The sequence below is a fragment of the Klebsiella sp. WP3-W18-ESBL-02 genome (genome assembly GCF_014168815.1).
GTDB lineage: Bacteria > Pseudomonadota > Gammaproteobacteria > Enterobacterales > Enterobacteriaceae > Kluyvera > Kluyvera ascorbata_B.
Window position 1 is genome coordinate 2,920,143 of sequence record NZ_AP021972.1, and the last position, 13,116, is coordinate 2,933,258.

General features: G+C 54.8%; 15 protein-coding genes and 2 pseudogenes. 10 read left to right on the forward strand and 7 right to left on the reverse strand.

All coding sequences use genetic code 11. From position 1 onward, the window contains the following. Positions 1 to 29: 29 nt before the first annotated feature. Positions 30 to 485: a MarR family winged helix-turn-helix transcriptional regulator gene (locus tag H7R56_RS13985; RefSeq protein WP_106926577.1), complete on the reverse strand. Its 456-nt coding sequence runs from the start codon at positions 483 to 485 to the stop codon at positions 30 to 32. A gap of 75 nt (positions 486 to 560) precedes the next feature. Here H7R56_RS13985 and H7R56_RS13990 point away from each other — a divergent pair, with 75 nt between their 5' ends. Together H7R56_RS13990 and H7R56_RS27690 are read left to right on the forward strand one after the other, a co-directional pair. After that, positions 561 to 1,508, forward strand: a complete 948-nt coding sequence (locus H7R56_RS13990) for a quinone oxidoreductase family protein (RefSeq protein ID WP_106926575.1) — start codon at positions 561 to 563, stop codon at positions 1,506 to 1,508. A 260-nt stretch (positions 1,509 to 1,768) separates the two neighbouring features. Next, positions 1,769 to 1,843, forward strand: a pseudogene (locus H7R56_RS27690) (LysE family translocator); the annotation flags it as partial. 72 nt (positions 1,844 to 1,915) lie between these two features. Here the strand turns inward: H7R56_RS27690 and ompW are convergent. Then, a complete protein-coding gene (gene ompW, locus H7R56_RS14000) occupies positions 1,916 to 2,551 on the reverse strand; it encodes an outer membrane protein OmpW (RefSeq protein ID WP_106926573.1) in 636 nt (211 codons plus the stop codon). 268 nt (positions 2,552 to 2,819) lie between these two features. Between ompW and H7R56_RS14005 the strand changes: the two genes are divergently transcribed. The 4 genes and pseudogenes from H7R56_RS14005 (at position 2,820) to yciA (ending at position 4,990) form a co-directional block, all read left to right on the forward strand. Further along, entirely contained in the window at positions 2,820 to 3,233 is a 414-nt protein-coding gene (locus H7R56_RS14005) for a YkgJ family cysteine cluster protein (RefSeq protein ID WP_106926571.1), read from the forward strand. A gap of 25 nt (positions 3,234 to 3,258) precedes the next feature. After that, positions 3,259 to 3,989 (forward strand): annotated as a pseudogene (locus tag H7R56_RS14010) (YciC family protein). Between the two features lie 47 nt (positions 3,990 to 4,036). Next, positions 4,037 to 4,576: a septation protein A gene (locus H7R56_RS14015; RefSeq protein WP_106926569.1), complete on the forward strand. Its 540-nt coding sequence runs from the start codon at positions 4,037 to 4,039 to the stop codon at positions 4,574 to 4,576. Positions 4,577 to 4,591: 15 nt separating this feature from the next. Then, a complete protein-coding gene (gene yciA, locus H7R56_RS14020; RefSeq protein WP_106926567.1) occupies positions 4,592 to 4,990 on the forward strand; it encodes an acyl-CoA thioester hydrolase YciA in 399 nt (132 codons plus the stop codon). Positions 4,991 to 5,087: 97 nt separating this feature from the next. Here the strand turns inward: yciA and H7R56_RS14025 are convergent, their stop codons facing one another. Beyond that, entirely contained in the window at positions 5,088 to 5,624 is a 537-nt protein-coding gene (locus H7R56_RS14025) for a YniB family protein (RefSeq protein ID WP_106926565.1), read from the reverse strand. Between the two features lie 138 nt (positions 5,625 to 5,762). Here H7R56_RS14025 and hxpB point away from each other — a divergent pair, with 138 nt between their 5' ends. From hxpB to H7R56_RS14045, 4 genes are all read left to right on the forward strand, one after another. Then, on the forward strand, positions 5,763 to 6,431 hold the full coding sequence (gene hxpB / locus H7R56_RS14030; RefSeq protein ID WP_106926563.1) for a hexitol phosphatase HxpB: 669 nt from the start codon (positions 5,763 to 5,765) through the stop codon (positions 6,429 to 6,431). A gap of 156 nt (positions 6,432 to 6,587) precedes the next feature. Beyond that, positions 6,588 to 7,346 (forward strand): 2-dehydro-3-deoxy-D-gluconate 5-dehydrogenase KduD, encoded by a 759-nt coding sequence (kduD, locus tag H7R56_RS14035; protein ID WP_374956738.1) that lies wholly within the window; start codon positions 6,588 to 6,590, stop codon positions 7,344 to 7,346. An 89-nt stretch (positions 7,347 to 7,435) separates the two neighbouring features. Then, positions 7,436 to 8,026, forward strand: coding sequence for a metal-dependent hydrolase (locus H7R56_RS14040; protein ID WP_106926559.1), 591 nt, complete (start codon positions 7,436 to 7,438; stop codon positions 8,024 to 8,026). A 178-nt stretch (positions 8,027 to 8,204) separates the two neighbouring features. Beyond that, positions 8,205 to 9,596 (forward strand): L-cystine transporter, encoded by a 1,392-nt coding sequence (locus H7R56_RS14045; RefSeq protein WP_106926557.1) that lies wholly within the window; start codon positions 8,205 to 8,207, stop codon positions 9,594 to 9,596. 94 nt (positions 9,597 to 9,690) lie between these two features. Here the strand turns inward: H7R56_RS14045 and cedA are convergent, their stop codons facing one another. The 4 genes from cedA to chbR all read right to left on the reverse strand — a co-directional run bounded on the left by cedA (position 9,691) and on the right by chbR (position 13,107). Further along, positions 9,691 to 9,930, reverse strand: coding sequence for a cell division activator CedA (gene cedA, locus H7R56_RS14050; protein ID WP_106926555.1), 240 nt, complete (start codon positions 9,928 to 9,930; stop codon positions 9,691 to 9,693). A gap of 133 nt (positions 9,931 to 10,063) precedes the next feature. Beyond that, positions 10,064 to 10,819, reverse strand: a complete 756-nt coding sequence (gene chbG, locus H7R56_RS14055) for a chitin disaccharide deacetylase (RefSeq protein WP_106926553.1) — start codon at positions 10,817 to 10,819, stop codon at positions 10,064 to 10,066. Between the two features lie 11 nt (positions 10,820 to 10,830). Next, entirely contained in the window at positions 10,831 to 12,177 is a 1,347-nt protein-coding gene (locus tag H7R56_RS14060; protein ID WP_106926551.1) for a 6-phospho-beta-glucosidase, read from the reverse strand. 105 nt (positions 12,178 to 12,282) lie between these two features. Further along, positions 12,283 to 13,107 (reverse strand): transcriptional regulator ChbR, encoded by an 825-nt coding sequence (gene chbR, locus H7R56_RS14065; protein ID WP_182928283.1) that lies wholly within the window; start codon positions 13,105 to 13,107, stop codon positions 12,283 to 12,285. Positions 13,108 to 13,116: the final 9 nt, after the last annotated feature.

Sequence of the window (13,116 nt, forward strand, 5' to 3'; positions counted from 1 at the left end):
CTCAAGCCGCCTGACGCTCGTCGGGCGGCTTATTGCTGTTGCAGGCTGTCGGCGTATTTACGCGTCAGCGTAAACAGCGTCTGTACCTCTTCCGGCGACCAGTTCCCCAGTACCCGATTCATCAGCGTCTGCCGCGCGACCGCTATCTGCGCAAAAATCGCCTGCCCCTGCTCGCTCAGCGTCACTTCGCTAATCCGCCTGTCGCGTTCGTTCGGCTGCTTATGTGCCAGCCCCTGAGCTTCAAGCTTCTTCACCTGGCGGCTGACGGTGGTGTAATCCCGCCCGAGGTTATCCGCCAGCTCCACCACGCCTATCGGCCCACAGCGACCAATCGCCACCAGCAGCGGAAACAGCAGCTGTTCAAGCTGAACGCCCGCCGCCTGTAACAGCTGCTCGTCGCGGGCCGGCTGATTCATGACGCCGATAATATCCAGCAGCGCACCGTGGAAGTCCGTGATGTCATAATTATTATGTGCATATTGCATATATTTTCCAACCAAGTATAGTGCCGTTATCTGATATGTGCATTTTACACATAATTATCTTCTGGAGACACCTTTATGCAAGCAGCCGTCGTTTTTGACCTTGACCAGGGCCCGGTATGGGCCGATTTTGATGAACCGCCGGTGGGCGATGAACAGATGCGGATTCGCGTCCGTGCCGCCGCCATCAGCCACGTCGTGAAAAGCCGCGCCTCGGGTAAACATTACAGCTTTGACGGCAGGTTGCCGTTTGTCGTCGGCATCGACGGCACCGGCACGCTCCCTTCCGGTGAACGAGTCTATTTTGCCTTTCCAACCGCGCCGTGGGGCAGCATGGCGCAGTACGCCCCTGTTGACCGTCAGAACTGCTTTGCGTTGCCGGACGACCTGGACGATATCACCGCCGCGGCGATGGCCAATCCAGGCATGTCCGCCTGGGCGGCGCTGGTGAAGCGCGCGAATTTCCGGGCCGGTGAAACCGTACTGGTCAACGGCGCAACCGGCAGCGCCGGACAGCTAGCGGTGCAAATTGCCCGCCATCTCGGGGCCAGCAAAGTGATCGCTACCGGGCGTAACCCCAGCACACTTGCGGCACTGGACGCTGATGTCAGCATCCTGCTCACCGGAGATGACACCGCCCTCAGCGCCGAATTCGCCGTTCAGGCCAACCTGGGGATTGATGTCGTCGTCGATTATCTCTGGGGGCACAGCGCGGAACTGATGCTGCCGGCGCTGGCGAAATACAGCCGCGGCCACACCCCCATTCGTTACGTACAGGTCGGGTCACTCGCGGGAAGCGACATTGCGCTTAACGGCGCGATACTGCGATCCGCCCCGCTGCAGCTAATGGGAAGCGGGATTGGCAGCCTGCCAATGTCGCAGCTGTTGCAGGCGACCGGCGAGATGCTGAATGCGGCGGTTGCGGGCGGATTTACCATCGCCACCACGCCCGTGCCGCTGCAAAACGTTGCCACAGCCTGGTCACTGGACAATAGTCTGAAACGGACGGTCTTCACCCTCGGATAAAAAAATCGCTTTCACACAAAAGATAGGGTTGATATCTTAAATGAGAAATATTATCTTTCTCATTACCGAGTAGTTGAGCAAATCACTCAGGTATTCGGTACGACATTGCTCACATTGCTTCCAGTATTTTTGCCCGCATCCGATGCGGGCTTTTTTTTCGCCCGAAACGCTACGCCTGGCGTAACTGACCTTCCCACTAACAATGACCTCCGCAGTAAAGCCTGGCATCGTAGGATGAAAAAATCACCGTCTCGCTGGGCATGGCGCTGACGCCGGGTCCGAATATGATCTACCTGATTCCGCGTTCTATCGCCCAAGGGCGCGCGGCCAGGCTGGCGGTGAAAATCACTACCGAGGCCTGCCGCTAGAAAAACATCCCGACCGCATAAATTGCCGCCGGGAACGCCTTAGAAGCGATAACCCGCCGAGAACATAAACACCCACGGATCCAGTCGGGTACTGACGCTCTGGTTCACGCCATTGTGTTTAAACTTCACGTTGGTGTCGATATCCATGTACCAGACGGACATGTTGATCAGCCAGTCGCGGTTGATCAGATAATCCAGCCCCACCTGCCCGGCCGCGCCCCAGGAATCGTCAAGACTGAGATCCGACAGCCCCGCCTCTTTACCGGTTTTATTGAAATCATTATCAAAGAAGGTGGTGTAGTTAATACCCGCGCCAATATAAGGACGGAATTTGCTCTGCGCGTCGCCAAAGTACCACTGCGCCATCAGCGTCGGCGGTAAATGATGGACAGTGGCGATATCGCCGGTAGGGCCCGTGCCAACCTTATGACGGAACGGCGTGGCGGCCAGCAGTTCAATACCAATATTGTCAGTCGCCATATAGGTAAAGGTTAAGCCTAACTGAGTGTTATTACTGACGTTAAAGCTTCCCAGACTGCCGAGGACGCTATCCGATCCTTCCGTAGGACGTACCGTTGCCGAACCCGCACGAATAAAAAACTCGCCGGCTTCATGCGCCCAGGCGCCGCCGGAAACAGTACTTAACGCCAATGCAACCGCTGCTAACTTTTTCATATCCACTTCCTCATTATGGTTTTTCAAGCGCGGCAAATATACCCACAATGAGTTACTTTTGATCCGTCACGGATCACACAAAGTCATTAGATTTAACATTTGTTAATCCAGATCAATTTTGTGGCTTTATGTCACAACCGTTATTAATAGCTATATCAATTTTATTGATTTGTCGGAAAATTTTTTTTGTCTCCTCTTGTCGGCTTCTCAGCGGCTGGATAATTTAGGACACGACAATATTGTTGATGCGTTTTGATCAGGTGTAATCATGAGTGAAATCAACCCGTGCATGACGTGCGGTGCCTGTTGTGCGTATTTTCGAGTCTCTTTTTACTGGGCAGAAGGTGATGATGCAGGTGGCCCCGTCCCCGCGCAGCTTACTGAGCCTGTTACCCCCTTTTTGCGCTGTATGACCGGCACTAACCAGCGTCAGTCGCGCTGCTCGGCCCTTTCGGGCACGATAGGCGATTCCGTCAGTTGTACTATCTATGCTCACCGTCCCTCTCCGTGCCGCGAGTTCGCGATGTCCGGTGAGAACGGCGAACTCAACGAAGCGTGCAATCGAGCCCGCGCGCGATACGGCCTGCCGCCGCTGGAACCTCTTTACAAAGATATACTTAGCGGAGCTGGCGCAGAGGCTGCTACGCAGGCGCGATTTGCGGTACAATTGCCGGCTAATTAACACCTGCAATACTCAAGGAGAGTGCATGTCTATCACGGCGCAGTCTGTATACCGTGACACGGGTAATTTTTTCCGCAATCAGTTCGTCACCATTTTACTGATTGCCTTGCTCTGTTCATTTATCACGGTGGTGCTTGGCCATGCCTTTTCCCCCAGCGATGAACAGCTGGCGACGCTGACAACCGGCGATCATCTCGCCGGCAGTACGGGGCTGTTTGATTTGGTTCAGAACATGACGCCGGAGCAACAGCAGATCCTGCGGCATCGACCTTTGCCGGGCTGATTGGTAATGCCATCCTTGCGGGCGGTATTCTGCTGATGATTCAGCTCATCTCTGCCGGGCAGCCGGTGAGCGCGCTTCGCGCCATTGGCGCCAGCGCGCCGGTGCTGCCGAAGCTGCTGGTGCTGATTTTTATCAGTACCTTCCTCGTCCAGATGGGCGTCATGCTGATCGTGGTGCCGGGCATTTTGCTGGCTATCGTGCTGGCGTTCGCGCCGGTCATGCTGGTCCAGGACAAGCTGGGTGTCTTTGCCGCCATTCGGCACAGTACCCGACTCGGCTGGGCTAATATGCGCCTGATTGCGCCCGCCGTCGTGGGCTGGATGCTGGCAAAAACGCTGCTGCTACTGTTTGCATCAAGCTTTGCCTTCCTGACGCCGTACCTTGGCGCCGTAGTGGTTAATGCGCTCAGTAACCTGGTTTCCGCCCTGTTGCTGATCTATTTATTCCGCGTGTATATGCTTATTCGTCAATAATCTCATGCCGCCCGCTGGCGGGCGGCGCTGAACTACGGAATCGAAGTATGAAGCAGTTTCTGGATTTCTTACCGCTGGTTGTCTTTTTCGCTTTTTATAAAATTTATGATATCTATGCGGCAACCGGCGCGCTGATTGTCGCCACTGCCGTGGTCCTGATTTACAGCTGGGTGCGCTATCGCAAAGTCGAAAAAATGGCCCTGATCACCTTTATCGTGGTGGCGTTCTTCGGCGGTTTGACCATTTTCTTCCACAACGACGAGTTCATTAAGTGGAAGGTGACGGTGATTTACGCCCTGTTCGCCGGCGCGCTGCTGGTGAGCCAGTGGGTAATGAAAAAGCCGCTGATTCAGCGCATGCTCGGCAAAGAGATTACCCTGCCGGCCGCGGTCTGGTCGAAGCTGAACCTCGCCTGGGCGGTGTTTTTCATCCTCTGCGGGCTGGCAAATATTTATATCGCCTTCTGGTTACCGCAAAACATTTGGGTAAACTTTAAGGTGTTTGGCCTGACGGCGTTGACGCTGGTATTCACCGTACTGAGCGGCGTGTACATCTATCGTCATATGCCACAAGACGACCACAAGTAAGCACAGAGAATAAGAATGACACTACAGAATGACGCTCCGCAGGGAGAGCTGGTATTACGTACGCTAGCCATGCCTGCGGATACCAATGCCAACGGCGATATTTTTGGCGGTTGGCTAATGTCACAAATGGATATTGGCGGCGCCATTATGGCGAAGGAAGTGGCCCACGGCCGCGTGGTGACGGTACGGGTCGACGGCATGACGTTTTTGCGCCCGGTCGCGGTCGGCGACGTCGTGTGCTGCTACGCACGCTGCGTCAAGCGCGGCAATACGTCGGTCACCATCAATATTGAAGTCTGGGTCAAGAAGGTTTCATCAGAACCGATTGGCCAGCGCTATAAAGCCACCGAGGCGCTGTTTATCTACGTTGCGGTCGACCCTCAGGGCAAACCGCGCGCCATTCCCGCTGCATAAAACAATAGGCCCGGCAATGAATCGCCGGGCCTATTGTTTGTCGACCGGATACGGTCAGATGACCGAATAGCGGCGTAAACGCCCTATCCGGCCTGCATTAGAGAAAACCCAGCACCTTCAGAACGAAATAACCGATCGCGATGACGATAATCGGCAAAATATACAGCGGGAAGAACTGCACAAAAATCGTATGGCGAGGTACCTCTACCCGCGCCTCCAGCGCTTCACGGCTCAGCCCTTCCGCCCCTTTCGCTTTCTCCAGGATGAGCTGATCGTTCACCCCTTCGCGCAGGAACTTCGCCTGACGCGCCATCCGCGCCCCGGAATCCTGCAGCGCCAGCGCCACAAAGATCAGCGCAAAGATAATCCAGAACATAATATTCAGCCCGTTATGAAAGTCCGGCTGCGGCGAGTTGTACCAGAACAGATTCAAAAACGGCGTATTGAAACGCATCATGTCGACCATCACGTGTACGAAATCCATCATGACGGCATCGATCCCCGGCTGCTTTGCACTGTGCTCGTACATGAATTTCAGCACGGAAATCAGCGTAGAGATAAGCGCAGGAATAAATATCACCCACCCGGCGATACGCTTGAGGATGGCAATGCGTCCAGCTTGTTGATACGTCATGAGTTCCCCTTGTTAAGACGCCTGAATCTCGGGCTAAGTGCTTATGAAGTCTACCTGCTGAAGGCGACTTTCGCCCGACTTTACGCGCGATATGATATACCATTAAGCCGCATTCGTTACCCTAAAGGAGAGGTAGTTATGTCCGCCGAGCGTCAAATACGCGCCGCTATTTTCGATATGGATGGCTTACTGATCGATTCTGAGCCGCTGTGGGATCGCGCCGAACACGAAGTACTGAGCGAACTGGGTGTCGATTTCTCCCGCCGACACGAGCTTCCTGACACCCGCGGTTTGCGCATCGACCTGGTGGTGGATCTGTGGTTCGGTCAACAACCCTGGAGCGGCCCGGACCGCGCGACGGTCGTTGAACGCATGATTGCCCGAGTGATTGCGCTGGTTGAGCAAACGCGTCCACTGCTGCCGGGGGTACGCGAAGCCGTCGCCCTGTGTAAAGCGCAGGGGCTAAAAGTGGGCCTGGCCTCGGCCTCTCCGCTGTATATGCTGGAAAAAGTGCTGACCATGTTCGACCTGCGTGACCAGTTCGATGCGCTCGCTTCCGCCGACAGCCTGCCCTACAGCAAACCGCACCCGCTGGTGTATCTCAACTGTGCGGCGGCGCTAGGCGTTGACCCGCTGTGCTGCGTGGCGCTGGAAGATTCCGTGAACGGCATGGTTGCCAGCAAGGCCGCCCGCATGCGCTCGATTGTCGTGCCTGCCGCAGAAAGCCAGCTCGACCCGCGTTTTGCGCTTGCCGACGTTAAACTGACGTCGCTGGAATATCTGACCCGCGAAAATCTGTGCGGCTAATGATAATGCGGGCACCAATTGTGCCCGCAAATGCCAACCCAATCATAAAAATGAAACGCTGTTTTATTTTTATTTGAAATTTCTGCTATGCCCTTCTATGCTCTAGCCCTGTAAGTCTTCTCATAACGATAAAAACCAAATACAGGGGTCGAAATCATGCTTCATACTTTCAATCTGCAAGGTAAAGTCGCGCTGGTGACCGGGTGTGATAAAGGTCTTGGTCAAGGGATGGCGCTGGGGCTGGCGGAAGCCGGCTGCGATATCGTGAGCGTCAGCCGCAGTATCCCGCAGGAAACCGCAGAAAAAGTGGCCGCGCTGGGCCGCCGGATGTTTGCTATTCAGGCCGATCTCAGCCGACCTGAGGGGATCGCCGATATCGTGCCGGCCGCCGTTGCTGCCGCTGGCCGCATCGATATTCTGGTGAATAACGCCGGGACTATCCGTCGCGAAGATGCGCTGAGCTTCAGCGAAAAAGACTGGGACGACGTCATGAACCTGAATCTGAAATCCGTATTCTTCCTTTCCCAGTCGGTAGCAAAGCAGTTCCTGAGCCAGGGCAGCGGCGGCAAGATTATCAATATTGCGTCAATGCTCTCTTTCCAGGGCGGCATCCGTGTGCCATCCTACACCGCCTCCAAAAGCGGCGTATTAGGTATCACCCGCCTGCTGGCTAACGAATGGGCGCAGCATGGCATCAACGTTAACGCCATCGCCCCGGGCTACATGGCGACCAGCAACACCGAGGCGCTGCGTGATGACGTCGAGCGCAATAAAGCCATCCTCGAACGCATTCCCGCCGGTCGCTGGGGAACGCCGGACGATCTCAAAGGCCCGGTGGTGTTTCTTGCCTCGCCGGCATCAGACTACATCAATGGCTATACGATAGCCGTAGACGGTGGCTGGCTGGCACGTTAATTTTTTGACAAAGAGTTACACCGTAACCTCTTCCGCCTACTGTACAAAAACCCTATACTGTATGAATTCACAGATTAATGGGTTTTATCATGACGGCGGAAGGTCATCTGCTCTTTTCTATCGCCTGCGCGGTATTTGCTAAAAATGCCGAACTGACGCCGGTACTCGCACAAGGAGACTGGTGGCACATCGTGCCTTCGGCGATATTAACTTGTCTGCTTCCGGACATCGACCATCCGCGCTCCTTCCTCGGGCAACGGCTCAGCTGGCTGTCTAAACCCATCGCCCGAATGTGCGGCCATCGCGGCTTTACCCACAGCCTGCTCGCCGTGTTCGGCGCGCTAACCCTTTTCTACCTGAAAGTCCCGGATAGCTGGATTGTCCCCGCCGATGCCGTACAGGGCATGGTGCTGGGCTACCTGAGCCACATTCTTGCCGATATGCTCACGCCCGCCGGCGTACCGCTACTCTGGCCGTGCCGCTGGCGCTTTCGTTTGCCGATTCTCGCACCGCGCAAGGGCAACCAATTAGAGCGCGTACTGTGCATGGCGCTGTTTGCCTACGCCGTTTTTATGCCGCAATCGCTGCCAGACAACAGCGTGGTGCGCTGGTCTTCGTCGATGATTAATTTGCTGCAAAACGACTTCGATCGCTTTATTAATCGCCGGGCTGAGCAATAATCCAGCGATAATGTCTTTTTTGGCATAATCCATTCCATTTGGATATAAGCGGACTTTTTTCAGTTCTGTTAACCTTCTCACATCCAGACAAATCTTTACGGGTTTGTCCTAAAAAGACACCCGCTGCGGCATCTTTACTGCCCGCAGACGGCGTGGAAAATACTTCAGGAGAACGGGGATGAACCTTCCATTAATCGCGAACGTCGTTGTGTTCGCCGTATTGCTGCTGGCGCTGGCGCAAACGCGTCACAAGCAGTGGAGTCTGGCAAAAAAAGTGCTGGTCGGTCTGGTTATCGGCGTGGTCTTCGGGCTTGCACTGCAGCTTATTTACGGGTCTGATAGCCAGGTACTCAAAGACTCTATTCAGTGGTTTAACGTTGTCGGCAACGGTTACGTACAGCTGCTGCAAATGATTGTCATGCCGCTGGTCTTCGCCTCGATTCTGAGCGCGGTGGCCCGTCTGCACAACGCCTCTCAGTTGGGTAAAATCAGCGTGCTCACCATTGGTACTCTGCTGTTCACCACGCTGATTGCCGCGCTGGTCGGCGTACTGGTCACCAACCTGTTCGGCCTGACCGCCGAAGGTCTGGTACAGGGCACCGCCGAGACGGCACGCCTGAACGCAATTCAGAGCAGCTACGCAGGTAAAGTGGCCGACCTCAGCGTTCCTCAGCTGCTGCTGTCGTTTGTGCCGAAAAATCCGTTTGCTGACCTGACGGGTGCTAACCCAACGTCAATCATCAGCGTGGTTATCTTTGCCGCTTTCCTCGGCGTTGCTGCGCTGAAGCTGCTGAAAGATGACGCGCCGAAAGGCCAGCGCGTGCTGACGGCTATCGACACCTTACAGGGCTGGGTCATGAAGCTGGTGCGTCTGGTCATGCAGCTCACGCCGTACGGCGTACTGGCGCTGATGACCAAAGTGGTTGCCGGTTCTAACCTGCAGGACATCATCAAGCTGGGCAGCTTTGTGGTTGCCTCATACCTGGGCCTGCTGATTATGTTCGTTGTGCACGGCATTCTGCTGGGCGTCAACGGCGTCAGCCCGCTGAAATACTTCCGTAAAGTATGGCCAGTGCTGACTTTCGCCTTCACCAGTCGCTCCAGCGCGGCCTCCATCCCGCTGAACGTTGAAGCGCAGACGCGTCGTCTGGGCGTACCGGAATCTATCGCCAGCTTCTCCGCCTCTTTTGGCGCGACCATCGGCCAGAACGGCTGTGCGGGCCTCTACCCGGCCATGCTGGCGGTAATGGTTGCCCCAACCGTCGGCATTAACCCGCTGGATCCGCTGTGGATTGCGACCCTGGTCGGTATGGTCACCGTTAGCTCCGCAGGCGTTGCGGGCGTTGGCGGCGGTGCAACCTTCGCCGCGCTGATCGTCCTACCCGCGATGGGTCTGCCGGTCACGCTGGTGGCGCTGCTGATCTCCGTTGAACCGCTGATCGACATGGGGCGTACCGCGCTGAACGTCAGTGGCTCAATGACCGCCGGTACGCTGACCAGCCAATGGCTGCGTCAGACCGATAAAGACGTATTGAACAGCGAAGAAGATGCCGAGTTAGCCCACCGCTAATCTGTCGGGCTACCGTTATCGCCGCCCCTCTCCGGGGCACAAAAAAACCGCGGGTTAATCACCCGCGGTTTTTTGATATCCGGTGTTATACCTGCTACGCCTCAATGTCCCCTTCCTGACGCATCTGCACCGCCCAACGCTGGGCCGATTCCGGAACGCTGAACGCCTGAGAACGTCGAAACGCGCTGCCCATCAGCACAAACGCCACGTATTTGCCGCGCAGCAGCCACACGTCGCGAAAGCCTTCAACCTTCACAGCATGCTCGGGCGGAGCGGGTTCGGAACGGGGGACATAGCTGATAATCTGCCGATTTTGTTGGCGAAGCGGTTTCATAAGCAGTTAAATTCACAATCAGTAAGACAAAGCGGTAAACCCTTATGATAGCAGGATTCACGCGCAATCGTCATACACAAAAAAGCCCGACAGGGTGGCTGTCGGGCAAAGGGTTGAGGGGGTAAAACAAGGATTACACGTCGCGGAATGTACCGAGGCGGTAGCCTCTTTCCGCAATAGCATATTTCAACGACGCTGAGGTCAGTACATCCAGTTCAGCCAGACGCGGGTAGCAATACGCGCTGCCCATAATGGTGTTGTCGACAAACGCCGGATGGCACATCACTTCCAGCGACTGCTCGCCGCGCGCGGCAGAGCTATCCAGTACCTCAAGGAACAGCGCATCTGAGATAGCATCGCCATAAAACTCGCTGCTGAACCCTTCACTGCTGCGCAGCCCTTCCGGGAGGGTAAACGGATACGGAATGGTGCGGTCAACCCGCAGCGCAATGCCTTTGGATTTCGCAAACTCGGCCACCAGCGGGAAGATTTGCGGGATCATATGCACGTGATGATGGCTGTCAAAATGCGTCGGCTCAGCGTCGAACAGGTCGACAAAGCGCTGGTACTGACACTCCAGCTCGCGGGCAATCTCATCCATCGGCAACGCGTCTTCTTCCGCCATCTGCCAAATCCATTTGCCCAGCTTACCCTCACGGGTCAGACCCGGCATCGGCGTCAACGGTTCGCCCAGCGTCAATACGAAGTGCATCCCCACCGCCAGCGCTGGCGTGCGGCGGCTCAGTTGAGCCGCGTGGTCGATAGCCGCGCCGTTAACCAGCGCGGTGGTCGAGGTAACCAGTCCATTCTTACAGGCTTCGATAATGCCGTAGTTCTGCCCTTTGCTCAGGCCAAAATCATCGGCATTAACGATTAACAAACGCTCCATCATGCCTCCTGTCACTGTTTCAGTTTATCCACGGTGGCGGCGAAGTTCGGCAACCATTTTTCATGGGCCAGAATCAGTTCGCGCGCCAGCACCTCTGCATCTTTATCAGAGTGGATAAGCGGGCTTAAGTTCAGCGCCAGCAGCACATCGTTGAATTCACCGCTGATAGCCGCCTGGCTAGCGGCAATTTCGAAGCCTTTGATGGTGTGAATCAGGCCCAGCACCTTCTCATCGAAATGGGTCACACGCGGGTGCGGTTTCGCGCCGTCGCGGCCCAGAATAGAAGTGACCTCAATGGCCCAGTCCGCCGGAATATTGTCAATGTGCCCATGGTGCGGAATGTTGACGTAGTGTTCGGTCTGCTTATCGTTGTAGATAGCGTTGATCACTTCACACGCCGCGTCGGAGTAATACGCTCCACCGCGCTGTTCCAGCTCCTTCGGTTTGACGTTCAGATCCGGATTCTTGTACAGCTCAAACAGCTGTTTCTCAACCTTCTGCACCACCTGCGCGCGCGCGCCGCCTTTGTAGTACTCGCCCATTTCGATAGCCAGCATCTCTTTCTGCTTGAAGTAGTACAGCAGATAAGAACACGGCAGCAGATTCAGGGAGCGCAGCAGCCCTTCGCTGAACGGCATGTCGAAAATGTTCTTCACCGTGTTGGCAGACAGCGTACCGGAGGCCACGCCGTCCAGCAGTTCGGCAAAACGGGACTCGCCGTTGACGATCACATCACGCACGAAGACCATGTGGTTCAGACCAAACAGGTCGATGGAAAGATCGTCTTTCTCAGTCAGTCGCAGCACGTCGGTGAAGAACATCTTCATGCCGATCGGAATGTTGCATACGCCAATAAAACGCTTGAAGTTGGTATGGCGATACACCGCCTCGGTCACCATCCCGGCCGGGTTGGTGAAGTTGATAACCCACGCGTTCGGGCAAACATCTTCAACATCTTTAATGATGTCGAAAATCACCGGAATAGTGCGCAGACCTTTAAACAGGCCGCCCGCACCGTTGGTTTCCTGGCCCAGGTAACCGTGGCTCAGCGGAATGCGTTCATCTTTTTCACGGGCTTTAAGCTGGCCCACGCGTAGCTGGGTGGTCACGAAGTCGGCATCTTTGAGGGCTTCACGGCGGTTCAGCGTCTTATAGACCTTCATCGGCACGCCGGCCTTTTCTACCATGCGCTCACAAAGTGCGTGAATGATGTCCAGCTTCTCCTGGCCATCTTCCACGTCCACCAGCCACAGTTCGCTGACCGGCAGTTCATGATAGCGCTTGAGAAAACCTTCCAGTAATTCCGGCGTATAGCTGCTACCACCACCAATTGTGACAACTTTTAATTTCTGGCTCATACTTTTCTCCCTCGTGATCCACAAGTTAAACGTGGGTTACCCTCCACATTATGCGTGGATAGTTAAAGTCTTTAATTCAGAGCTGCGGCGAAACTCCGCAGCGCGTTATTTAATAACCGTCAGTTGCTTCCGATAATTGCTCGGCGTGAATGAGGTGAGCTTTTTGAATGTTTTAATAAACAAACTTGGGCTGCTATACCCTGACTCATAGGCAATATCGGTAATCGAGTAGTTGGTTATTTCAAGCTGTTTTCTGGCGAAGTTAATGCGGATATCATTAATGATCTGCATTGGCGTTTTGCCATAGTAGCGCTGGGTCGCTCGAGTTAAGTGTTCCTGAGTTTTTCCGGATAACTCGACCATATTTTCCAGAGCACCTTCACCAAATTTTAATTTATCGTGCATGGCTTCAACGGTGGATTTTAACCACGCTGGCGTAACATCCTGCGCCTGTTCTTCACGGTAATGCCGCAAGCGGTTAATCACATAGAAGGAAACCAGTTCAATAAATTCGTCAAATTCCGTTTCACGAAAATGCAGCGAAGAAATAACGGACTCAATGTAGCTAAGAAACGTGCTTTTAATCGAATAGACTTGCGAAGCAACCAAAGCAAACGGTACCAGCGCCTGATAATGGGTGTCGAAGAAGTCTTTGCTGATCCCGACGTTGAGGATCCGCGTCGCGCCAAACTCGTAAAAGCTCTGGTGGTGCGAACCCATCGGGATGAAAACAAAGTCTCCGCGCTCCAGCATGACCCGCTTGCCGTTTATCTCCTGATAATAGCGCCCGGTCAGTACGATGGTGAACTCGTAGTAGTCATGCTGGTGCAGCCCGCTGATGCTTTCCGTTTTGTTGTAGATGAAGACATGAAAATTCTTACCGTTAAAGAGCTGTTGTTCTCGGGCGGTGTTGATTTCCATGGTGATCATCTTTGGTTG